A 22,459-nucleotide genomic window follows, 5' to 3' on the forward strand; every position below is an offset into this window, starting at 1 on the left:
AAGGTGGAATAACATCCTTTTGGGGATAACTAAACTTAACTATCTGAAATAATCTGCCATGAAAGATAATCTCAAAAACAAGGTAGTATCCTTGATACGCCTGCTTAGCAAGACTTCCCTGCGAAAATAAAAAAGCGTGAATTCATTTTTGAATTCACGCAAAATCACCTAACTAGCAAGTTTGACTAAAGTTGTGAAAAGAACCTCCGCTCCCATTGCTAAATCTTTTTGATCGGACCATTCCTTTGGATTATGGCTTATTCCATCTTTTGAGCGGATAAATATCATTCCCATGTCCGTAATACTGGCCATAACCATCGCATCATGCCCTGCACCGCTAATTAGTTTAATGCTTTGTACTTCGGTTTCAGTAAAGCTTTCTTCCATCTTTTTCATGATCCTTTCAGAACAAGGAGAAGGATCAAGGCTGTGCAATTGTTCAATTTCAAGCTCTATCCCGCGTTCCTCGCAGGTAGTTTCTATATATGCTTTTAGCTTTTCGAAAATATCATTCATATTTTCTTTGTTTATGTCTCGGATATCAAAGGAAAATGCCACCTCACCTGGAATAATATTTATTCCTCCTGGCTTTACTTCAATCTGGCCAACGGTTACAACAGCGCTTTTTTCGTTTCGGGCCATCTCCTCACCATAACTTATTATTCTGGCAGCTGCGGCAAGAGGGTCCTTCCTAAGTCCCATTGGAGTTGTACCAGCATGGCCCGCTTCTCCCTTAAGGGTGACTCTGTACCAGTCAACACCCACAATTCCAGTTACAATTCCTACAGAGGCATCTGCATTTTCCAGAACCTTTCCCTGTTCGATGTGCAGTTCAACATATGCTTTAATTTCTTCAGGGTTTCGCTTAGCATTTGGCGCAAGCTCTGGATCTAAACCAGCCTGTTTCATTGCTTCAGCGATGGTAACTCCATTTTTATCTTTTGCTGAATACAGCTCTTCTTTGCTTAGTTTCCCCGCAGCTGAAAGGCTTCCCAGCATACCTGTTGAGAATCTTGCACCTTCCTCATCGGTAAAAACAATAACTTCAAGGGGAGATTCAGTTACTATTCCTTTTTCATTCATGGTCTGAAGTGCTTCTATTGCAGAGAGAACACCTGCGGGTCCATCAAAATTTCCTCCACTAATAACACTGTCAATATGAGAACCTGTCATAACGACTTGACTGTTAAATATTGCTCCCTCTTTTCTCCCAATGAGATTACCTATTTCATCCTCTCTTACAGCCAAGCCGGCGTCTTTCATAAAAGTTACGACAAGGTCCTTAGCTTTTCTTTCGGTTTCTGTAAAAGAAAGCCTTGTAACTCCGCCATTTTCGTCCTTTCCAATTTCGCTTAACTTATGTATCCGATTCCATAATCTTTCACTATTTATGTTCATATTCACTCTCCCTTTTAATCGTATTTGGATAAATTATATTTTTAATTGCCAAAAGAGTAAATAAAAACCACTCCTTCATAAAAGGAGTGGCCCTATTGCTCTTAAGAAATAGATCTTTGAAGATTTGCCATTTCTATAGCAGAAACAGCTGCATCGTATCCTTTGTTGCCAGCTTTTGTTCCGGCCCGTTCAATGGCCTGCTCAATATTTTCAGTTGTTAGTACGCCAAAAATAACTGGTACACCTGATTCCAATGAAACAGAGGCAATACCCTTAGCTGCTTCATTACATACATAATCATAGTGTGTTGTAGCCCCTCTAATTACGGTGCCAAGAGCTATAACAGCATCATAGTTTTGAGTGTTAACAAGTTTCTTTGCTATCATTGGAAGTTCAAAAGCGCCAGGAACCCAGGCGATATCTATATCTTCTTCATTTACGCCGTGTCTTTTAAATCCGTCCATAGCACCAGTAAGGAGCTTGCCGGTGATAAATTCATTAAAACGCCCAACCACGATTCCTACCTTTAATCCTGTACCAACTAAATTTCCTTCAAATACTTTACCCATAATGCTTCCTCCTTAAATAAACAGATGACCCATTTTTGTTTTTTTCGTTTCTAAATAGCGCTCGTTCTCTTTTACAGCAGGCATTTGAATTGGAACTCTTTCGACAATCTCCAAACCATAGCCGGATAATCCTGAGATTTTCTTAGGATTATTAGTTAACAAACGAATGTTTTCGACGCCAAGATCTTTTAATATTTGTGCGCCAAGTCCATACTCGCGAAGCTCAGCAGGAAATCCCAGCTTTTCGTTTGCTTCGACCGTATCATAACCCTCTTCCTGGAGTTTATAGGCTTTGAGCTTGTTTAAAAGTCCAATTCCGCGTCCTTCCTGGCGCATATATACAAGAACTCCATTGCCTTCTCTTTCAATTTGAGAAAGAGCCGCATGAAGCTGAGGGCCGCAATCACAGCGATGAGAGCCGAAAACATCTCCTGTTAAACATTCAGAATGGACTCTGACTAAAACAGGCTCGCCTTCTTTCCATTCTCCTTTAACAAGAGCCACATGCTCACGGTTATCAATAGGGTTTGAATACCCTATCATTTTAAACTCACCAAATGCAGTCGGCATTTTTACTTCCACTTCTCGCTTTACGAGCTTTTCATTCTTATTTCGGTACCTGATTAATTCAGCAATAGTTATGAGTTTCAGATCATGCTTTGATGCGATTTCAATGAGATCCGGAACACGAGCCATTGTTCCGTCTTCTTTCATGATTTCACAGATTACACCTGATGGTGCAGCACCGCATAATTTTGCCAAATCCACCGACGCCTCGGTATGCCCGGCACGTCTTAGGACTCCGCCTGGCTTTGCTACGATTGGAAAAACGTGACCAGGTCTTCTAAAATCCCCAGGAATAGATTTTTGATTTAAGAGCTCCAATATTGTGAAAGATCTTTCATAAGCACTAATTCCTGTGGTGGTGGTTCTATGGTCGATACTGACAGTAAAAGCTGTTCCATGATTATCAGTATTTACTTCAACCATAGGATGAAGATCTAATCGATTGGCAATTTCCTCTGTTATGGTAACGCAAATTAACCCGCGTCCATATGTCGCCATAAAGTTAATGGATTCAGGGGTCGCTTTTTCTGATAAGACAATAAGGTCGCCTTCATTTTCTCTATCTTCATCGTCAACAACGATGATCGGCTTGCCTTTTTTCAGATCCTCGATTGCTTCTTCAATGGTATTAAACATATTCTCAGCCCCCTTTAATAAAATCCGTTATCAGCTAGAAAGTCCATCGTAAGCCCCTTTTTCGGAGTTTTCCCCTCCATTTGGTGGATAATGTACTTTCCGATCAAATCATTTTCAATATTAACAATGTCTCCGACGTTTTTTCGTCCCAGGACTGTGTCCTGATGAGTGAGCGGAATCAGGGATACTGTCACTTGGTTTTTTTCTAAACCAAAGATGGTAAGACTAGTCCCATCTATTGCAATTGAACCCTTTGGAATACAAAATTTGCTTAGTGCCTCTTCTAGCTCAATCATGTAATAAACAGCATTATCCTTGCGCTCTTTTTTCATGATCCTCCCGGTACCGTCAATATGGCCGGAAATAAAATGGCCGCCAAATCTTCCATTAGCACTCATTGCACGTTCCAGGTTTACTGGGGAACCGGATTTTAACATTTTTAGCGAAGTGTCCTTCATCGTTTCTGGCATAACATCAACAGTAAAGGTGCTTGAAGTAAATCTCGTTACAGTTAAACAAACACCATTTACAGAAATACTGTCGCCGAAACGAACATCTTCCACTATTTTTTTCGATTCAATCGTAAGAACCATGCTGTTGCCGCTTGAATTTAAGGAAAAAACCGAGCCGATATCTTCAATAATTCCTGTAAACATTTTTTCACCTATTTCCAATCCAAAATAAAACCCTTCAGTGGCCTGAAGGGTTTTTTGGGAGATTTATGAGATGAAAAGTATATCAAAATAAGCCTCATCCATATCAAAATTGGACAGACCACTGTTATATACTTACCCATGTCCTTCTCCCATCCAGACTGTACTGTCGGCTTTGGAATCACACCAAATCCTGCCAAAAAGGCTCGCGGGCTTAGAATTTCTTCATTACCGCCGGTTGGGATTTTCACCCGACCCCGAAGGACAAATTAAACTGCTCTATTGGTATTTATTTAAATTCTTTTTTAGTTTAGCATTAAAAAAAATAATTGTAAAAAAATGAAACTCATTTTTTATGTAGAGGACAAATTGATACCAAATAAATAGACACCAGCCTCATCTTTTAACGATTTATTTTAAGATAGGTTTCTTCATCACAAATTACATATAGCTTGGCCTTTTCGGGAATAAGCTCAGTATGCCTTTTGGCGAGGTCAAGAGAACGTCCATCCGAAATTAATGTTGCTCCTGTATCGAAAAGCTCTACTGCAGCGTCTTTATAGGTTGCCCAGTGAGGCTTTTTTGTTATTTCGTAGAGATTATCTCCGTCCGCATTGCTTAAAAGCTGTCTAAACAGTTTGCTGGAACCATGGTTAATGGCGGCTTGTGCCATTAGCTTTGAAATGGAATCATTTGAAAGGATAAATTCATCTACATTAGCATGTTCAAATAACGAGATGTGGGTATCCTTTTTAATTTCAACTATAGTATAAATACTCTTGTTATATTTTTGGGATAAGTGTTCAACTCGAGATGCAATCAGCAAAGACTTTCCGTCCGCATATTCCGGGTGGTCATTCCTGTCATCGGAAAAAATGGCTACTGATTTGGCGGCGAGAATATTGGCCTTTAAAAGCACTTCTTCTTCAGCTGGGTTCCCCGAAATAAAATGAAGACGGTCATGCTCAAATGGTGCACGCTCAGCATGGTCAACCACAATAATATCGCACTTTTGGCCGCTGCTGATAATTTCCCCAAGAACATTCTCCAGTTTTTCTCTGGATGATCCTATCAATATGTAATGTCCCTTTCCTGAATAGGTCAATTTCCCTTCCTCCTTCAGCTTGCGGTAAACACTGAGACTTTCAAATATCTTACCAATTATGACTCCCATTGCGCCTATGCCGAACGTATAGATAAGCAGCATTGTAAAGATTCTTCCAAAATCACTTTTAGGAAAAAAATCGCCGTAGCCAACTGTCACTAATGTTGTCATGGTCCACCAAAGTGCATCAATAAAACGCGGAAAGTTCTCTGGTTCAGCAATCCTCATCGTAAAACTGCTAATTAAAATAAGAGAAAGTGCAAGTCCGGTGGCCTGCAGCAGATTAATTTTGCTTATCCTGGAAAAAATCTTATGCAAGATCCACATCTTCTAACCTCCGTGTTTGATACCAATTGGCATATAATAGGACAAATTATTGGTAATCCTTTCACCCACTCTATAACCTATGGCTGACGGAGCTCCGTTGAGGAGAAAGCTGCCAATCAGCAGATGTCCTTCCTGCATCCCTTTTTCACTTTGAAAGTTAATGGAGGGCATATTTACAAACTGCTGGTACACAGGCAAATATTCCGTATAATTAAGCTGTGGTGCGGGATGCTCGATCAGCCCGTTTCCGCCAAATATTTCAACTGTATCTCCTTCCCGCCCGTAGGAAGGTTTTTTAACATATGAAATGTTCTCTTTAATAAAGTAGTCAGGTTCCAAAAATGTTGGCAAGAAATATTCCTCCACCCAGTCATGCTCTTCATAAGTAAAAAACGTATTTTTTTCGATATGCAGACCCCAAATAACAGCCTGTACCGCTTTATTCTGTAAAAGAAAGGCAGAAGGAGGATTGAGCATGACGAGTTTGCCTGTGTTAACTAAATCAAGAAGCCAAATGCCAATCTGGTTGCCTTGCCCATCCTCATCTAAAATAAGGTTTTCAATGGGAAACGTCTGCCGATAAAGGATATCAATCTTTTGTTCGAGATCATCGAAAAGCCCGATATCTTTTTTTATTACTAGTTTATTCAGTGGGACAAATCTTGAAGGAAGACCTGAAAGTTTCTGTAAATAGAGAACCGTTTCACGATCTTCCTGATTTTCTTCGTAGGCCGTAAAAACAATATGAGGCTTTTTTTCTTTAAGTTCTGAGGCAGCTTGAAGGATTCCCGAATAAACTGCGCTTCCCAGCATTTTATCCATACTTTCATTAGGATTTAAAAAGCCAAAATGATCGCATACCTTTCCGTTCACTTCGAATAATTCCTTTATAAATGTCGGAGTGTCGGCATTTAATTCAATGCACTTATATGTATTATTAACAGCAACAAGATCAAGCCTGGATATAATGCTTTCAGGTATTTTGCTTGATAGGCGAATAAAATCAAGTGTTTCCTTTGGAAAGCCCATCTCTAGTAATGTTTGGTCAGGAGCCTCTCTAAGAAGGCTGGCAGCCTTTAAAAAAATATGGCCAATCCTTTTGCTGGCATAATGAATTTTCCCGAGTTCATTTTTATCAATCAAGACAAGGTCATATAACGCATACTCCTGATCGTACAGATCGGCCCAAAAAGCTTCTATGCCTTTATAAAAGTGTCTTCTTTTTATACTGTATTCAGAAGTCAATCCTCTGCCTCCATAATATCTTTTACATATATCACATACACGCCTCTGTCCTCATCGATTTCCGTCGACGTTACCGCCATCTGCCCAATTCCCGGAATATCGACTATGTCCTTTAATAAGAAACGGATAATATCAAAATGGGTTTGACATGGAATCGTAGTTAGCCTTTTATAATTTTCACTTTCTCTAAATCTGCGAACCTCAATATTTAAGCCTTTTCCACGGTAACTGAATTCATCGGCAGTTGTCACATTTCTTCCGATTTCTGTTACAACTAAAATTTCTTCTTCTCCGTCCATCTCATTTGAAACTAGCTCATACTGGTTTCCTCTCATGATAAAATAAGTGCAAAGCTGCCTCGCATAAAGTTCATCTATTCCAACTTCAGTAACTTTATATTCATACAAAGGTCTATATTTTCCGTTGCGATCGTTGAGATAATAAATGAGTTTCTTCAAATCTTCACCCCAGTTTCATTAATACGAAAGACATTTTGCAAGAATCCAGCCTATGGATAAGGACAATGAGAACAAAGTAATACCTACTGCGCGATTATCTTCCTCAATCGCCTGCCGAATACTGTATCGGATAGTAACAGCTTCTGCCAGGAAATAAAGAATGATCTGGGAAAGGATTCCGATTGCTCCCCAAATAGCCATATCAAGAAGCGAAACCGAATACTCCGCTGCTGCACCCAGCACTAAAGCCAGACCTGCCATCTTACCCCCAAGTGATAAGGCTGCACTTACATTTTTCATCCCAATTAGCGTGAGTTCCTTTAGTTTTGGGGTGGTAATGACAAATAGTAAAATTCCCAAAAGCATTAGCAGTAAGGCAACAGCTAAATATGAAATAAAATTTAGATATAAGTTCATTTACATTCTCCCTTTAATTTTAATTTTTTAGCTAAGCAGAGCTTATATCCATAAATTCTGAAAGCACGACGGACAGGACAAGGAAGGCTCCGGCAGCTTTAGCCTCGCACGAAGGAAAAGAACCAGCTTTTCCGAGGAAGCCCTAGTAGGCGAAAGGCACAGGACAAGGAAAGCTACGTCAGCTTTACATCGCACGAAGAAAAAGCATAGCTTTTTCGAGGATGTGCCGTTTTGAGCGTGATAATAACAACTACGGCTCTGCTCTCGCCCAAAGGCTCGGCAATCACCGAGTTTTCTTTATCCGCCAAAGCTATGCGAACCACTTCCGAAACCTGAGCTTCCCTTAACCGATGAGGTACTTCCGCTTGATGTTGAGGTATTGCCTGATTCTGTTCCTCCCGAAGAGACAGAGGTTGGCGAAGAGGAAGAAATGCTTTTTCCTTTAAAATCAGCACTGTTTTTATAAGTAAGATAATCCTTGCTTTGATATAAAAGTGCTTTGCTGCCATAGTAACTGCTGCCGTGATAATAATGTCCAAAATGAGAAGAACTGCTGTCATTGCATTCCCAAACTCCGTCATCGTTATCCCACTCCCAGTCTGAACATTCACTGTCCGTTGGAGCAGGGGGAATGTTATCTTGTGCTAATGGCTCGTTATTAGAAGAAATTGGCTGTGACACCCACTCACTATCGTCTTCTTCAGTAGTGGCATCCTGTGAATTAGCCCCGCAGCCTGACAGACCGAATAAAAGGGCAGTTGTTGTAATTCCTGCCATTACTCTTTTGGTTTTATTCATTTTTTTGCCTCCCATCCTTTTCATAATTTACGAAGGAATTTACATAAAGATTCACATTTAAATTCCAAACTTAACACTTTTTGTAAGTTTCTTTTTCATTATCTCGGAAACTAACTATTTTGGAAATAATATTTTTAAATTTTGTCGAAAAAGAATGAAATAATCTAAAGTGTGAAATTTGGAGGATTTTTATCAATATAGGAAACTATCAGTCGCAAGTTAAAGACATGCCCTTTATGATAAAAGTATATTTTTTTTAGGAGTGACGGCGATGGGAACCAATAAGTTTGATGGAATTAAACAGCTTACCTATTTGGATGCAAAAAATGAAATAAGAACTGGCGATCTTCTCTTTTGTGATGGTCACTATATGGTTAGTGAGTTGATAAAGAAGGTTTCAAATTCCCGTTTTAGCCATGTTGGATTAATGTTCCACTGGAATGACCGTTTGCTTTTATTTGAAAGTGTAGAGGATGACGGAGTGAGAATTGTCCCTCTTTCCCACTATCTTTACAACTATGAAAACAGCGGGGCAAAGTATAACGGGACCCTCTATGCTGGTAGGCATAATGGTATGGCGTCCCTTACAGATCAGGGAGGAATAAATAATATGCTCGGAAAAGCGGCAGATTTATTAAATCGAAGCTACGATAAAAATGAGATAGCAAGGATTGTAGCTCGAATCGGCCTGGGGGTGGGAAGACATACAGATAATGATGAATATACATGCTCCGAATTTATAGAGGAGTGCTATAAACAGCTGAAAATCATTTTTTCTTTTGAAAACAAAGGCTTTATTTATCCCGAACATATAGCTGCCGACCCTAATGTAGAAGCTTTATTTGAAATTACGCCTTAAGAGTGAAAAAAGTTAAAATAATCTTTTAGCCTGTCTCATATCCTTTTAAGAAGATTTAAAGGAGTGAGACAACATGAATTCTTTTTTTAAAGGAACAATTATATTAATCCTGGCTGCTTTTCTTAGTGAATGTACGGAGTTCTTTGTGAACATGATCCTTGCCAGAGAGTTAAAGCAAGAAGGTATGGGCCTATACATGTCAGTTTTACCCGTAGTATTCCTGGTTTTTGTTATTGCAAGTCTGGAGCTGCAAGTCTCAATATCTAAATTTGTTGCAGAAAATAAAAGAAATCTGCATTTCCCATTGCTTAAACACGCATTAAAATTGGCCCTTGAAATAATGCTCGTAATGCTCATCTTAACCTTCATAGTTACCTCTTTTCCAACTGTTCTGGATCGATTTCATCCTATGGTGAAATGGCTGCTGTTCTGCCTGATTCCGATAGCTTCTTTCTCATCAATTGCAAGGGGCTACTTTATGGGCGTTCAGCAAATGGGAAAAATAGCATTCTCAAACTTTATAAGAAAAGTGTTTCAATTAACTTTCCTTTTTATCATTTTTTACTTTTTTAAGCTTAACGTTGAAATGTCACTGCTGCTCGCCCTTAGTGCAATAATAGGTGGCGAATTAATTGTTTTTCTTTATTTGATAAGCCTTTTCTTTATTCACTTCCGTGCACTTAAAACGATGGATAAAGCTGTTTTATCGGGTAAACAAGCACGCCAACAACTTCTCTCCATCTCAGTGCCAACAGTCGGACTTCGAGTCTTTCACGCTATCACGAATGCTATTCAGCCCTTTTTGATTCAGGGTGCACTGGTTTCCTCTGGATTTGGAACGGTTGCAGCCACTGAACATTTTGGGATGCTCAGTGGTGTTGCTATGACAATTGGTTTTTTCCCTGCCTTTATTGCCCATTCCTTAATGATTATGCTTATTCCCACCGTATCCGAAGCTTATGCAAAACACGATTTCGAAAAGCTCAGAAGTCTGCTGCAGCAATCCATGTGGCTCACTATGATTTACGGAGTCCCTTCCGTTTTTATTATGTACATATTTGCTGAACCCTTAACTTCACTTTTCTTTTCATCTGCAGATGCCTCATTCTATTTAAAATTAATGTGGCCTTACTTTTTGTTTCACTTTTTTATTATTCCGATGCAGGCTTATTTGATCGGGCTTGGATTGGTCAAAGAAACATTTCTTCATTCCGTCTGGTCACACATATTTTCATTTGGTTTAATTTACTTCCTTGGCTCTCAGGAACCATTTAATACAACCGGGGTTATTATTGGATTAAATACGGGCGGTGTCCTGCTCGCATTACTGCATTACTTTACTATTTGTAAAAAAATAGGAATAACTATATGGCTTACGAATGAAAGACCAAAAACATATTAAAAAGGAGAGCCGGATGACTCTCCTTTTTTCCTGCACAGAATCCTTTGTTACTGAACTTCATACAAAAATAAAGAACCAGTCCTTGTCAAAGTCTGCCTCTTTTCAACCTTTGTTATTTTATTTTCACAAGGTAAAGGATACTCAAATTTATGATAGTCACAACCAAAAAAGATCCAAGATAAATAAACACCCCAACAACCTGACTAATCCCATTGGTCTCTGAAACAAACCACCAAAAGCTTCCTAGTCCAAAGACAAGTAAATTTAGGATAACCATTTTTACAAATATGGTTCCCTTTTTCCTACTATTCTTTTTCCCTTTTAAGCTAAAAAGAATAACGACAAAAAGTGATAAGCCAATTAGTCCAAAGAATACAAACAGTTTCATTGCATTCCGTCCTCCCATTTCATGTTCCATCTAAAGGGCTGAGGCCATGTTTATTTTATAGTGTAATTTTACACATTTAGATCTAAAAAAGAACTTTTTTTTTAAAAAGCATATTTTTGTATTTCAGTCTTTTAGTTTCTTTTTTTACTGCCTTCGAGTATAATGAAACCAATAAAAGGAATATTTAAAAAGACTGCTGGTGCTGGTTACACCGAACGGTCTTGCAATAGCAGGTTCCCTTCTGGGGATCAGCACATCATTGGGAAAGTAATCCACACACTTTGGCTGCTGGGCTCAAGGGTGGGTTACTTTTTCTATGTTAACGCCAAAATCGATACGACCAAACTAGAAAAAGAAATCATCATCATTATGGTTTGGAAGACCGTCATAGGAAGCACCCCCTTTCATCGGGGAATGCTGTACCACCCTTGAGTATCCTTTTCTATTGCTACTATAATTATAACATATTCATAGGAACAACTGTTCTTTTAACCTGGTTGGTTTCCTATTTTTTAAGGAGTGTAAAAATGAGCGTACATAAAGATCTTGCACAGCATGCCGAGAAACAAAACAAAAAATATCAAAGGTTTTTGGAGCTTAATGACCTGCGTGAAACCTATATTGGGGATGCCGTTAAATTGTGTTCAGAAGGCAAGCCTTTTTCAACAGACAAAATTAATGAAATAACCAGACAGATGAATCAAATTAATTTAACGTTTATCCCGGAAATGAAAATTGTATCTACTGAAATGATCAGTGACTATGTACATTCTAAAAAATAAGACTAGGCATATGCCGAGTCTTATTTTTGAATCCATTACTTTTGTATCCACGTCCAAGCTTCTTCCAGTTCATCCTTTTCAAAGTGCTTGGCTGCTATTTCAGGAAGGAAAGTACCTAAATGTGTAAGTGCCTCCAGCCATGTTTTTTCACTTACTACTGCAAACTTATTAAATTGGAGCCATCGTTTTGCATCAAACTTTAAGCCTTCTGTTACTCGTTTAAAGGTGGAACTATCTACCTCATGCATTATCGCTAATATATTAAATTTCTGGTCTTCCAAAAACCTTTGTTTGACCTCATTGTCTAAAAGCATGGCGTCGTCTTTTGTGGCCTGTCCGCTGAATTCAACTGCTATCGTGAAAGCATCCCTGCTGGGCAGAATGGTTAACAAGAGCATCGTCTCCTTTAGCTTTTTCTTAACCCATTCCCCCAGTTGCCTGCTTTAAACTTCTGATTACATTTTCATCTCTTTGGCAATAAGTTCATAAGAACGCAATCGGTCCTCCGGAGAATAAGTAATGGTCACTATCATTAGTTCATCGGAGGTGGTATTTAATTGCATCTCTAAAAGCATCTCTTTTACTTCTTTTGGTGAACCGATGACCATCTTTTTTTTCATGTTTTCGGCTGCCTCTTTTTCCTTTTCATCCATTTTATATGCAATTGCTTCCTCTATGGATGGAACACCTTCATTTCCCAATCCCTTAGCTCTTTGAAGCGACCAAACGATGGAACTTAACGCAATTTCTTCTGCTTTTTCACGAGTTTCGGCACATATAACGGAAACAGTTAAAATAGTTTCTGGTTTCATTCCATCTATTCTTGGTTGAAAAGAGTCCCGGTATTGCTGAATGATTTGAGCACTGTTTTGGTCACTCATAAAATGCCCAAAAGCGTAGAGCATTCCTTTTTCTGCAGCCAGTAAGGCGCTCTTTTTGCTAGTTCCCAAAAGCCACGGAACAGGAGGTGTCTCGGGTCTTGGTGATGCTTTTAGCGAAGCGAAAGGATGGCCCTTTGGGAAATCAAGATTAAAAAATTGCAGTAACTCCTCTACAGCGTTGGGCATATTCCATACTTCTTTTAAAAATTGATCCGAAAGTGCATTCGTAGCTTCCGCGGATCCACCCGGTGCCCTGCCAATCCCAATATCAATTCTATCGGGAAACAAGGTGGCAAGCATATTAAAAATCTCGGCAATCTTGTATGGCCTATAGTAGGGCAGCAAAATAGCTCCCGAACCAATACGAATCCTTTTTGTGTTTGCTCCGATAAAGCTTAACATCACCTCAGGTACTGAACAGGCCAGCCCTGGCAAATCATGATGCTCTGCAATCCAGTATCGGCTATATCCAAGTTTTTCACCTGCCTGTGCCAATTTCATAGATTGGATCAAGGCATTATGTGGACTCTGATTAGAAGAAATAGGAGCTTGATCTAAAATGCTAAGCCTCATCCTGCAAGCCTTCTTTCTATTCTTTTACTTCAAGGATTACCAGGTGAAAGTCACCCGTCTGGCCTTTTTCGTATAAATTTGTAATCGAGGTAGAGTAATTATGAATGGTGCCTTTAAATTCATTATTTTTTGAAGGAATTCTTATATTAAACGTTCCTTTATATAGCAAAGTAGTAACATTGTGATAATCATCATGTGTAACCTTGAAATCAAGTGTTACCTGCTTTAGTCCATTTACCTCAGCCTCTTCAAAATGATCCACTTGAATCACCTGATCATTTAAGAAAATTTCCTTAGTCATAAGAGCAGCCCCCTTTATATCGTAAAGAATCTTTTGTGTTACTGTAAATTTTTTTAAAAAAGCGCAACCGCCTGTTAGTAGGCTGAAAGGCTAAATCGCCACTTTCTGTGGCAACGCCTTTCTGACCCACTTCCTCGAAAAAAGCTAATGCTTTTTCTTCGTGCAATGCTTAAGCTTCCGAAGTTTTCCTTGTCCTGTGGGCCTCCCTTTCCGCGGACGAACTACTGTCAATCCTCCTCGCTTGTACCTCCCTGTGGTGTCTTGTCAGCCTGTTTTTCACCAGAACATTGAACCAGCATCACTGCACGAAGGAAATGCGAATTAATTTTTGGTGAGTGCCGCAGATTCACTAACTTCTAAAGCATTGTTTAATATAGCCTTTTGATAAAAAATCATACCACTAGGCTAATGGAGGGGCAAATTTGCCGATTGAGAATAAAACGAATGATGGTTATTGACATACTTTTGCAGGAAGTGTTAGCGTTTGAGAGTAAAACTTTTTAAAAGGGATGGGTCTATGAATACTTTCAGCGGGAAACAGGTTTTGTTTCTAATTGTTATCACTCTTATGGGCGTTCTTAGTTCTGTATTTTTCCGTTTTCCTCTTGTGATAGGTTTTTTTCCTGGATTTATTTGCTTGCTTTTATTAGCAAGGAGCAAAAAATTGGAGGCTGACCGCATATGGCGGATGAGTTTAAGCGGTGTGGCTAAATCAAAGGTCGTTATTCTTATTCTTTTTTCTGTAAGTTTCCTCCTTCCTTCCTGGTACCTTTCGGGAACCATTCCGGGAATGGTGGACATAACAATCAGCCTGATTGATCCCCGCCATTTTTTTATTTTATCTTTTTTAGCAGCTTCCTTCTTTTCGATGATACTCGGCACTTCTGTTGGAACATTAAGTACCATTGGCATCCCCTTAATGAGTGCAGCTATGGTCCTTCATCTCCCTGTTTCAGTAGCTGCAGGGGCGATTATTTCAGGAGCTTTTGTGGGAGACAGAACCTCCCCTTTTTCCAGTTCCCATCAATTACTGGCTAATACTATAGAAATTACAGTTAAGGAACAGCAAAAAGCACTTAGTCTAACGACTATCCTAGCTTTAGCAGCCTGCTTTATTTTTTATAGTTTTCTTGATTTTCACGGCAGCAGGGAAATACCATTTCAAAGTAAGCCAAATAATCCTTTCTCATTATGGGTCTTTATCCCGCCGGTATTGCTCGTTTCCCTGATATTATTCAGGATTAAGATCTTCTACAATTTTTGGGTCAGTATTTTATCTGCAAGTCTAATAGCCTTTATTAAGGGGGTAAGCCTGCTTGGAATGATTCACGCCTACTGGTATGGGATAACAGGCCTCGGTGGCGGCCTTAGCCACATGTATGAGCTTTTATTGTTCCTTATTTTAGCCGGTGCCTACAATGGATTGCTTGAGGGAATGAATGTTATTCAGCCTTTTATGGATAAATGGCTCCAGTCCTCCAAGACAGTTTTTGGAGATTCAGTCAGAACTCTTCTTGCGACTCTTCTAATCTCTTTTATAGCAGCTAACCAAACTCTGCCCATAATTCTTACAGGACGCGCTTTTTTGCCACATTGGAAAAATAAAGGCCGGCAGTGCGGCCTTGCAAGTGTAATGGCCGACACAACCATGCTCTTTCCTGCCATGATTCCCTGGAGTGTCCTTGCAATTATGTGCAGCACGATCCTAAGGGTTTCCGTTTTTGAATATCTGTCCTCTGCCATTTTCCTTTGGATTCTTCCATTGTTAACAATGGCTATTTCACTTTTTCAAAAAGGCAAAAAGTTTCAGTTCACCAAAAGTGCAGCATAAATAATCGCCCTGATATTACCATAACTAATTGGCCGCATTCTTTGTTACAATTTTTAGGATGGATTATTATCAGGGGGAATTTATAGATGAAAAAGTACAAGATCCTCCTAGCATTGGTAATTATCATTACCTTTTTAGGAGGATTTTTTAGCGGAGTTTTATACTCTTCCAACTATGATAAAAATGGTAAAGAAAAGACATATAATACTCAGTCTCTATCACACTCAGAAAAGCATCCACCGATTAAAAATGTCCCAAACGCGGTTGAGAAAAAGCCGAAAGTGTTAATCGGGTATGTGCAGGATTTCCGGAACCCGGATACAGTTGATTATACTAACCTGACTCACGTCATATTTTCTTTTGCCCACCCGACTAAGGATGGCCATGTTTTGCTTACTAGTCCGACCGCCAAGAAAAATTTGAAAAAAATGGTGGATGATGCACATAGTCATAATAAAAAGGCAATGATCGCCATTGGGGGCTGGTTTCATTTGTATGGCGGAGTTTCCTATCAATATTTCAAACCGGCAATCGTCAATCCAGTTACAAGAGAAAGGCTGGTAAATGAACTCATTTCTCTTGCTGACCAGGAGAAGCTGGATGGAATCGATATTGACTTTGAGCACCCCCGCTCACAGCAGGATGCTCAAAGTCTGGCAGCATTCGCAAAGTCACTGGGAGAGAGGCTTCACAGCAGCCATAAAGAACTTTCACTTGCTGTTCATGCCAAAATCAACAGTGAAACCTTGGCAGAGGCACACGGAATCATTTACGATACAAGTATGTTCCAATATGCTGATCATGTTAATATTATGGCCTACGATGGTCAATGGGATGGCGGTTACAATGCAGCTAATCTGTCACCTTACCCTTTTACCGAAAAAATTGTAAACTACTGGTCTGGTTTATTTGAAGCCAACAAGATTCCAAAGGAAAAACTTGTGCTTGGTGTCCCATTATATGGCCAGCCAGACGATCCGGCCATAAAACAGGTCTCTTATTCGACGATTATTAAGTCAAACCCTGAAAATGCAAAAAGAGATACCATTCAAATGAACGGCACCACCTATCACTATAATGGCGAAACAACCATTCAGAGAAAAACGAACCTCGCGCTTACCCATGGTTTTGGAGGAATGATGCTTTGGGAGGAAGGCCATGACTTGCAAGGCCCACTTAGCGCTTCCGCTTCTATTAACAAGACCATGCAAGAAGATAAATTGGTTACTTCAGCTAAATGAGGAAAAGCAGTCTCATCCGAGGCTGCTTCTTTTTTTATCGGTTAGGAAATTATAGATTTTCACCTTGTGGAAAACTCCGAACTAGGTTATTGTAATCCAGCTCTGCGCACAGCCAGTTTTCCTCGGGAATATGCTTCTTTGAATATCTTGTAAGGATCATGACCGATAGGTGATGATTCGAACAGCTCGGGGTCATAAGCCAAATCACTTCAGAAATCAGGACAAGGAAAACTGCGGAAGTATCCGCATCGCACGAAGGAAAAGCTTTAGCTTTTCCGAGGATGACTACGTGATTCGTCTTATGCCTGTTGGAGGCCCACAGGACGTGGGTCAGAAAGGCGTTGCCACAGGACGTGGCGTATTTAGCCTTTCATCATCTGAACAGGGCGCTTGCGCCTTTTGTTCCTATTTGCTTTTGAAAATTTCCTTAATGGTCGATGGTTTAAATAGAGTGGTGATGGGGCTAGTTAAGTTCATTACCTTAACAAAGTCCTTATAGATGCTTAAATTGGTCGCAGAAATCTTAAATAGTTTTTTTACATACCATTGTTGAATGGCTAATCCAAAAGGTTTTTTACCTTTTACTTCACTGTATCGGAAGTCCTCGCATATGACCATGGACCAGACAGGTTTTACGATTTTTGCAAGCTTCTTTTGTAATCCGCTGGTACTCCTGTTCCCCTTAGAAAAATTCTTACCTATTTCGTTTGCCTGAAGAGCGGCTATGCTCATTCCCTGCCCAAAAAAGGGATCAATCCGGCAAAAGGAGTCACCAGCAATAATTAACCCCTCAGGCATATGAATACGGTCAAATCTCCGCCATACAATATGGGGAATATTAAACACCCGTGTTTCCGATAAACTTTTCCCCGCTGAGAGTTCCTGATAAATATCAGGGAGAGGAAGCTTTTTGGAATACTTTATAAAGCCCTCTTCGCTTTGTACTTCTTCTGGCTTAATACTATTTATGTATCCTATTAGAGTAGCTATATACTTTCCGCCCTCGACTTTAGATAAGGCCCCGCCAATTTTTTCAAAGGGAGGATTGGGATAAGTTAATTTAATCTTAAAATCCCTCTCCTTATCTGGTAATTGGAACTGCCTCGTCGCATAACAGAGGCCTATTTCAACCTTTTCTTCATAAACCTTTTGCCCCTGCTTCTCCATCCAGCTTTTTGAAAATGAAGCAGCCCCGCTTGCATCTATAATTAAATCTGCGGACAATGTTTTCCTTTCTCCGTCCTGCAGGATTTTAACGCCAATAACCTTACGTTTATCATCGCTGCCAATATAGGCTAATACTTTTGTTTCATAAGAATAGGCGATATTTTTAATAATGTTTATACGGCTTTCAATGTATTCTTCAAGAAAGGGCCTAGACTGAAGGAATGTAGAAAACTCACTTTTTGACCTGATTTTCCAGGCCCCATGATGAAACCAATAAAAATCATTTAAAGAATCAATTTTAATAGAACCTTTTTTCTCCATATCATCTTTAAATCCCGGAAAAATCATCTCCAGCATCTGGTCCCCGGCATGAAGCAAAGCATGAATATGATGTCCCTGGCTCACACCCGGACGGACAGAGTTCTCCTTAGCCTTTGCATCCTTTTCCAATACTTCAACTCTATCAAAATATGGAGAGATTGAGGCAGCAATGAGTTTTCCTGAGATTCCCCCTCCTATAATAATAGCCCTTGCGCTATCTTTTATCATTTGGTCTTCCAACAAAAATTTCCCCTTTTAAAAATTACTATTATCCGTGAATCATGACAAACAGTTTCTCCAAACCATCAAGCAGCCGTGGAGATGGGCGGCAATAAAGCTCCTCTTCCAGGATGAAAATATGATCCTTGCTAATATTCATCTGGTCAAATCCCTGTCTTTTTGTTACGACACTTGCTTGCACTTTTTCTTTTCGTACCCCTACCCAAGCAAGGCAGATATAATCAGGATTACGGCTTTTGACATCCTCCCAGCTGGTCATAACACTGGCTAGTTCAACATCTTCAAATATATTAACAGCACCGGCTGCAGCTGAGATTTCTGTCAGCCAGTTTATTTTACCCGGAGTAAAAATGGGTTTCGGCCACCACTCCCAATAAAGTCTTGGTCGATTTTTACATTCTTCAGCTCTTTTTTTTATATCTTCAAGACGTGAATGAAATTTGGCCGCTGCCTCTTTTCCCCTATCTGGTTCCTTTAATGCTGCAGCAGTCAAGGTTAAATCGAGTTCAATATCGGAAAGTGATTGAGGGTTTAAGACAATATGAGGAATTCCCCTTTCCTGTAATGCCATCACATTTTTTTCCATTCCAGGTACACTCAGCGAGGCAAGGACCAAGTCGGGTTTTAATGATTCAACTTTATCCATATCAATCGACAGATCTGGACCGACCCGGGGTAAATCTGTAATGGAAATAGGCCAATCTGAATAATCGTCCACTCCAACAAGCAGGCCTGCAAGCCCTAAATATTCCATCAATTCGGTATTGCTTGGGCATATCGACACAACTCTCACCCGCTCACCCCTTTTTCTAATTTTATGTAATAAGTTTAAACCAACAAAGATTTTATGAAAAGAACAAAAGGCGCAAGCGCCCCGGTTAGATGATGAGAGGCTAAATACGCCACGTCCTCGAAAAGCTGCGCTTTTCTTCGTGCGATGATTATGCTGCCGAAGCTTTCCTTGTCCTGTGGCAACGCCTTTCTGACCTACGTCCTGTGGGCCTCCCACAGGCATAAGAGTAATCACGTAGTCATCCTCGGAAAAGCTAAAGCTTTTCCTTCGTGAGATGCGGATGCTTCCGCAGTGTTCCTTGTCTTGATTTCTGAAGTGATTTGGCTTATGACCCCGAGCAGTTCGAATCATCACCTATCGGTCTTGATCCTCACAAGATATTCAAAGAAGCATATTCACGAGGAAAACTGGCTCTGCGCAGAGCTGGACGACAAAAAAGAGAAGCATCAGCTTCTCAGAATTGTTTTACTGCTCTTCCTCATCAAGAAGTTCCTCAAAGGCAACAGAGACCCTTTCGAATTCTTCGTCACTTTCTATAGCTGCAAGATCGCCATCCTGATCAACTTTTAGGAAGAAAATATCGATATCGTCTTCCGTCTCTTCCTGAATGTCCTCTGCAAATGCTACTGCAGCATAATCCGTATTTTCCAGTGTTACTGTTGCAAGTATTTCTATGTCCTGTTCTTCACCATTAGCATCTGTGATAGTAAAGACTTCCCCAACCTCAATCTTATCCATTTTTTTAACCCCTTTCTTAACCTTCATTCCTTTATTTTTCCACTTCTAGCCGAAAAAATTCAATCAAACTAGACCAAAACATCCTTATAATCTTCATTTTTTTCAATAATATGTTTGGCAAAAGAACATTCCGGGATAATCGCTTTGTTTTCATCTCGTGCATATTCAACGATCTTTTTAACAAGAGCTTGTCCAGCCCCTTGACCCTTTAGTTCATCTGAAACCATGGTGTGGGTTATTGTGAGTGTTTCTTTTCCATTCTGGTTTGAGCCCTCTGTAACATATTGTATTGCTCCAAGCTTTTCCCCATTTTTTTCAATATAAAATTCCTGATCGCCTTTTTTAATATCAAACACTGCATTTCTCCTCCTTAATTGCCAATTAACATAAATGTATTATGGAAAACGTATGGCTTTCTTTTGTTCTATCTTACCTTTTCCCAATCCAAAGACTCGTAAACAGATCCCCCGCCTTAAAAACCGCGGACCCTTTCTTTCATTTGATCTAGTAAGTGGGAACAAATTTTTTCTGACTCAAGCCTTGCTGTAACAAACGGTGGCCTGGCGTCTTTTAAACCTTCCAACGGCATGCCAAGCCACAATATCTGGCCGTCTATCATTACAAATGGAAAAGAGAACGGCTCCTCTTCCTTAAAGTCCGGCTCTAGTCTCTCCTCAGTAGAGTCACTGATAATAATTAATTTTGCCTTTTTCTTTCTATTTTCGAGAGCTTCAACCCACTTTTGAGAAAGGGCAGCTCCATTTGGCAGGCAAAGGATGATAGAGGAAGTTGCCTGGCTAATATCCTGAAAAATTCTGTCCAGCTTAAGCGCATGCATCCACTGCAGTCTTGGATGCTGATTCTTAATCCAAACCCCTATTTCCCGGGTTGTGACTGTTTGGCCTGCTTTTACTTGATGGTCCAAAAGCTGCCTTAATGTTTTTCCTTGAAAGACTCGCTTACGAATAAAATTCTGGCTGCTTACATGAACGAACTTTCCTTTTGTTCTGGTAATCGCTACATTAATCAAGCGTTCACTTTCATTACCTGTTAGCAGCATTCCTGCTCGTTCCTGCGGATCGCTGTCTGTTGTATCAAAAATCATGACATCCCGCTCGCTGCCCTGGAAGCGATGTACCGTAGCCGAAATGATATCAGCGTTAATCCGTTCCTTCTCATAAAGATCATCTAGCAAAAGTTCCATCATGTTAGCTTGCGCCCGGTAAGGGGTCACATAACCAATGGAATTTGCCCCTTCCTTATAAGCTTCATGAATTAATTGAAAGGACAAAAGCAAATGCCATAGATTCATCCTGGACTTGGAGGTTCTTTCATTTATGCAATAGGGACCTGAAAAGCTGGTATCGAGCAAAATAGATGCCCTTCCAGGAAATGGTGCTTTCTCGGCTATTTCCAAGCGATTTTTTAAAACCTCAGCATGGTCTCCAACGAGGGAGTTGTAAACAAATCGATTAGTGAAAGCAGAAATTTCCGGATGCATTCTTCTCTGTTCTTTAAGAAGAAACAAATGGGGATGCAGCTGCCTAGTTTGCACGGAATCTACAACTCCAGCTCGATGGAAGATATCCTCCTTCAGCCATTTAGAAACCAGCGAGTCTCTACTTTGAGCAATGGGAGGTAATTGCTTGAAATCTCCGCATATAACCACTCTTTTTCCAAGAGCTGCTGCAAACCCCACTTGCGGAACATAGGCCATACTAGCTTCATCCACGATTACGATATCAAATTCCCTTTCATAAATAGATAGATCAGAAGCAGCCTTAGCTAGAGTAGTTCCAATGATATAAGCTTCCTTGATCAAATGAATTTCCTTCTGGCGAATTCTTTCCATAACTCGTGCTATCTTTGTTTCCAGCTCGATTAATTTATTGGAATCCCTGTGACTGAACGAACGCCATAAATCCTGCTTTAAATTCTGCCTTTCATCAATTAGCTTTTCTTTCTTCTCCAAAAGCCCTGAATCTTGGTTTTTTAATAATTGGCTAGTGGTGATTCCTTCATGATCTTTGAGCAGTAATCCTGCATTTTGGCCATATCGAAGCACATCCCCCTCCTGAAATCGACCCTTCTTTTTGATAAACTGGGATATTTCAGCCAGTATGACGTCCACCGCTTGATTGCTATGTGAAAGAATAAGGACTTTTTTCTTTTGAAAATAATAGTTTGCGGCTGTGCGGGCAAGTGTATATGTTTTGCCTGTCCCGGGAGGTCCCCAAACGTATGTAACTGGATTATATTTTGATCTTAAATATAATTCCTGAACATTGCTTTTTATTTTTTCAGCAGGATGACTGGATGGCATAGAAGGATCCATCAGCCTTTTTATCCGTAAACGTTTTTTCTTGTCTTTTTTAATATCATCCAGTCTCTCGATTAGCTGGTCAAGGAGTTCCCACGGGTCATGCAGAAGGTATGCTTCCTTCAGCAAATCGCCAAAGGGCTTCTCAAGCTCTACCATAACCCCCTTCCCTTCTGAGGAGAGGAGCCTTCCTTTTTCTTTGATATTTCCCCATTCAATTCGGATGACTGAACCAACAGGAACCTTTATCGGCAAAGGACTATCAAAATAATAAATAAACGAGTTATTACCTGATAAAAGTCTGCCATTCCTGATGAGGTATTTGCTGCTTCCGTATTTTTTTAAATGCATTATTTCGTTAATTAATGCCTGCTGCCATTCTTTTATATAATGAATTGTTGTGTTCATGCTCCATCTTCTTTCTTTAGAAAAACTAGGCACCCGCCAAG

24 protein-coding genes and 1 riboswitch are annotated in these 22,459 nt (G+C 39.9%); of the genes, 6 read left to right on the forward strand and 18 right to left on the reverse strand.

What is annotated here, in order from left to right; all coding sequences use genetic code 11:
- Positions 1–168 precede the first annotated feature (168 nt).
- From G8761_RS18320 to G8761_RS18360, 9 genes are all read right to left on the reverse strand, one after another.
- On the reverse strand, positions 169–1,398 hold the full coding sequence (locus tag G8761_RS18320; protein WP_166029298.1) for a Zn-dependent hydrolase: 1,230 nt from the start codon (positions 1,396–1,398) through the stop codon (positions 169–171).
- 101 nt (positions 1,399–1,499) lie between these two features.
- Positions 1,500–1,967 (reverse strand): 6,7-dimethyl-8-ribityllumazine synthase, encoded by a 468-nt coding sequence (gene ribH, locus G8761_RS18325; protein ID WP_166029300.1) that lies wholly within the window; start codon positions 1,965–1,967, stop codon positions 1,500–1,502.
- Between the two features lie 12 nt (positions 1,968–1,979).
- A complete protein-coding gene (locus tag G8761_RS18330; protein WP_166029302.1) occupies positions 1,980–3,170 on the reverse strand; it encodes a bifunctional 3,4-dihydroxy-2-butanone-4-phosphate synthase/GTP cyclohydrolase II in 1,191 nt (396 codons plus the stop codon).
- Positions 3,171–3,184: 14 nt separating this feature from the next.
- Positions 3,185–3,826 carry a riboflavin synthase gene (gene ribE / locus G8761_RS18335; protein ID WP_166029304.1) on the reverse strand — a complete coding sequence of 214 codons (642 nt, stop codon included), beginning with the start codon at positions 3,824–3,826 and terminating at the stop codon, positions 3,185–3,187.
- 137 nt (positions 3,827–3,963) lie between these two features.
- Positions 3,964–4,092: riboswitch (FMN riboswitch) on the reverse strand.
- A gap of 134 nt (positions 4,093–4,226) precedes the next feature.
- Positions 4,227–5,255: a potassium channel family protein gene (locus G8761_RS18340; RefSeq protein WP_166029306.1), complete on the reverse strand. Its 1,029-nt coding sequence runs from the start codon at positions 5,253–5,255 to the stop codon at positions 4,227–4,229.
- A gap of 3 nt (positions 5,256–5,258) precedes the next feature.
- The gene (locus tag G8761_RS18345; RefSeq protein WP_166029308.1) at positions 5,259–6,500 is read right to left on the reverse strand and encodes a glutathionylspermidine synthase family protein; all 1,242 of its coding nucleotides are present in this window, start codon (positions 6,498–6,500) and stop codon (positions 5,259–5,261) included.
- Positions 6,497–6,958 (reverse strand): RNA helicase, encoded by a 462-nt coding sequence (locus G8761_RS18350; protein ID WP_166029310.1) that lies wholly within the window; start codon positions 6,956–6,958, stop codon positions 6,497–6,499. Before G8761_RS18350 ends, G8761_RS18345 begins: the two co-directional genes overlap by 4 nt.
- Positions 6,959–6,976: 18 nt before the next feature.
- Entirely contained in the window at positions 6,977–7,375 is a 399-nt protein-coding gene (locus G8761_RS18355; protein WP_166029312.1) for a DUF350 domain-containing protein, read from the reverse strand.
- 297 nt (positions 7,376–7,672) lie between these two features.
- Positions 7,673–8,173 (reverse strand): hypothetical protein, encoded by a 501-nt coding sequence (locus tag G8761_RS18360; RefSeq protein ID WP_166029314.1) that lies wholly within the window; start codon positions 8,171–8,173, stop codon positions 7,673–7,675.
- Positions 8,174–8,444: 271 nt separating this feature from the next.
- On the opposite strand from G8761_RS18360, the gene G8761_RS18365 reads away from it, so the two are divergent.
- Complete coding sequence (locus G8761_RS18365) at positions 8,445–9,032, forward strand: YiiX/YebB-like N1pC/P60 family cysteine hydrolase (RefSeq protein WP_166029316.1); 588 nt, start codon at positions 8,445–8,447, stop codon at positions 9,030–9,032.
- Between the two features lie 73 nt (positions 9,033–9,105).
- Entirely contained in the window at positions 9,106–10,434 is a 1,329-nt protein-coding gene (locus G8761_RS18370) for a polysaccharide biosynthesis protein (RefSeq protein WP_166029318.1), read from the forward strand.
- A 112-nt stretch (positions 10,435–10,546) separates the two neighbouring features.
- Here G8761_RS18370 and G8761_RS18375 read toward each other — a convergent pair whose 3' ends face one another.
- Entirely contained in the window at positions 10,547–10,822 is a 276-nt protein-coding gene (locus G8761_RS18375) for a hypothetical protein (RefSeq protein ID WP_166029320.1), read from the reverse strand.
- A 162-nt stretch (positions 10,823–10,984) separates the two neighbouring features.
- On the opposite strand from G8761_RS18375, the gene G8761_RS28275 reads away from it, so the two are divergent.
- Positions 10,985–11,254, forward strand: coding sequence for a hypothetical protein (locus G8761_RS28275; protein ID WP_166029322.1), 270 nt, complete (start codon positions 10,985–10,987; stop codon positions 11,252–11,254).
- 95 nt (positions 11,255–11,349) lie between these two features.
- Positions 11,350–11,604: a DUF2533 family protein gene (locus G8761_RS18385; RefSeq protein WP_166029324.1), complete on the forward strand. Its 255-nt coding sequence runs from the start codon at positions 11,350–11,352 to the stop codon at positions 11,602–11,604.
- A 35-nt stretch (positions 11,605–11,639) separates the two neighbouring features.
- On the opposite strand, the gene G8761_RS18390 is transcribed toward G8761_RS18385, so the two are convergent.
- The 3 genes from G8761_RS18390 to G8761_RS18400 all read right to left on the reverse strand — a co-directional run bounded on the left by G8761_RS18390 (position 11,640) and on the right by G8761_RS18400 (position 13,359).
- Complete coding sequence (locus G8761_RS18390) at positions 11,640–11,996, reverse strand: SpoIIAA family protein (RefSeq protein ID WP_243450077.1); 357 nt, start codon at positions 11,994–11,996, stop codon at positions 11,640–11,642.
- A 63-nt stretch (positions 11,997–12,059) separates the two neighbouring features.
- Positions 12,060–13,058, reverse strand: a complete 999-nt coding sequence (locus G8761_RS18395; RefSeq protein ID WP_166029328.1) for an LLM class flavin-dependent oxidoreductase — start codon at positions 13,056–13,058, stop codon at positions 12,060–12,062.
- Between the two features lie 16 nt (positions 13,059–13,074).
- Positions 13,075–13,359: a DUF3219 family protein gene (locus G8761_RS18400; protein ID WP_166029330.1), complete on the reverse strand. Its 285-nt coding sequence runs from the start codon at positions 13,357–13,359 to the stop codon at positions 13,075–13,077.
- A 517-nt stretch (positions 13,360–13,876) separates the two neighbouring features.
- Between G8761_RS18400 and G8761_RS18405 the strand changes: the two genes are divergently transcribed.
- Together G8761_RS18405 and G8761_RS18410 are read left to right on the forward strand one after the other, a co-directional pair.
- Positions 13,877–15,190, forward strand: coding sequence for a Na+/H+ antiporter NhaC family protein (locus tag G8761_RS18405; RefSeq protein ID WP_166029332.1), 1,314 nt, complete (start codon positions 13,877–13,879; stop codon positions 15,188–15,190).
- Between the two features lie 86 nt (positions 15,191–15,276).
- Positions 15,277–16,431 (forward strand): glycoside hydrolase family 18 protein, encoded by a 1,155-nt coding sequence (locus G8761_RS18410; protein ID WP_166029334.1) that lies wholly within the window; start codon positions 15,277–15,279, stop codon positions 16,429–16,431.
- 405 nt (positions 16,432–16,836) lie between these two features.
- On the opposite strand, the gene G8761_RS18415 is transcribed toward G8761_RS18410, so the two are convergent.
- The 5 genes from G8761_RS18415 to G8761_RS18435 all read right to left on the reverse strand — a co-directional run bounded on the left by G8761_RS18415 (position 16,837) and on the right by G8761_RS18435 (position 22,418).
- A complete protein-coding gene (locus tag G8761_RS18415) occupies positions 16,837–18,159 on the reverse strand; it encodes a geranylgeranyl reductase family protein (RefSeq protein WP_166029336.1) in 1,323 nt (440 codons plus the stop codon).
- 28 nt (positions 18,160–18,187) lie between these two features.
- Positions 18,188–18,952 carry a helical backbone metal receptor gene (locus G8761_RS18420; protein ID WP_166029338.1) on the reverse strand — a complete coding sequence of 255 codons (765 nt, stop codon included), beginning with the start codon at positions 18,950–18,952 and terminating at the stop codon, positions 18,188–18,190.
- Between the two features lie 465 nt (positions 18,953–19,417).
- Positions 19,418–19,690 carry a DUF1292 domain-containing protein gene (locus tag G8761_RS18425; RefSeq protein ID WP_166029340.1) on the reverse strand — a complete coding sequence of 91 codons (273 nt, stop codon included), beginning with the start codon at positions 19,688–19,690 and terminating at the stop codon, positions 19,418–19,420.
- Between the two features lie 68 nt (positions 19,691–19,758).
- Positions 19,759–20,046 (reverse strand): GNAT family N-acetyltransferase, encoded by a 288-nt coding sequence (locus tag G8761_RS18430; RefSeq protein ID WP_338000991.1) that lies wholly within the window; start codon positions 20,044–20,046, stop codon positions 19,759–19,761.
- Between the two features lie 116 nt (positions 20,047–20,162).
- Complete coding sequence (locus G8761_RS18435) at positions 20,163–22,418, reverse strand: AAA domain-containing protein (RefSeq protein ID WP_166029342.1); 2,256 nt, start codon at positions 22,416–22,418, stop codon at positions 20,163–20,165.
- Between the last annotated feature and the right edge of the window lie 41 nt (positions 22,419–22,459).

Source organism: Neobacillus terrae (assembly GCF_011393025.1).
GTDB lineage: Bacteria > Bacillota > Bacilli > Bacillales > Cytobacillaceae > Neobacillus_A > Neobacillus_A terrae.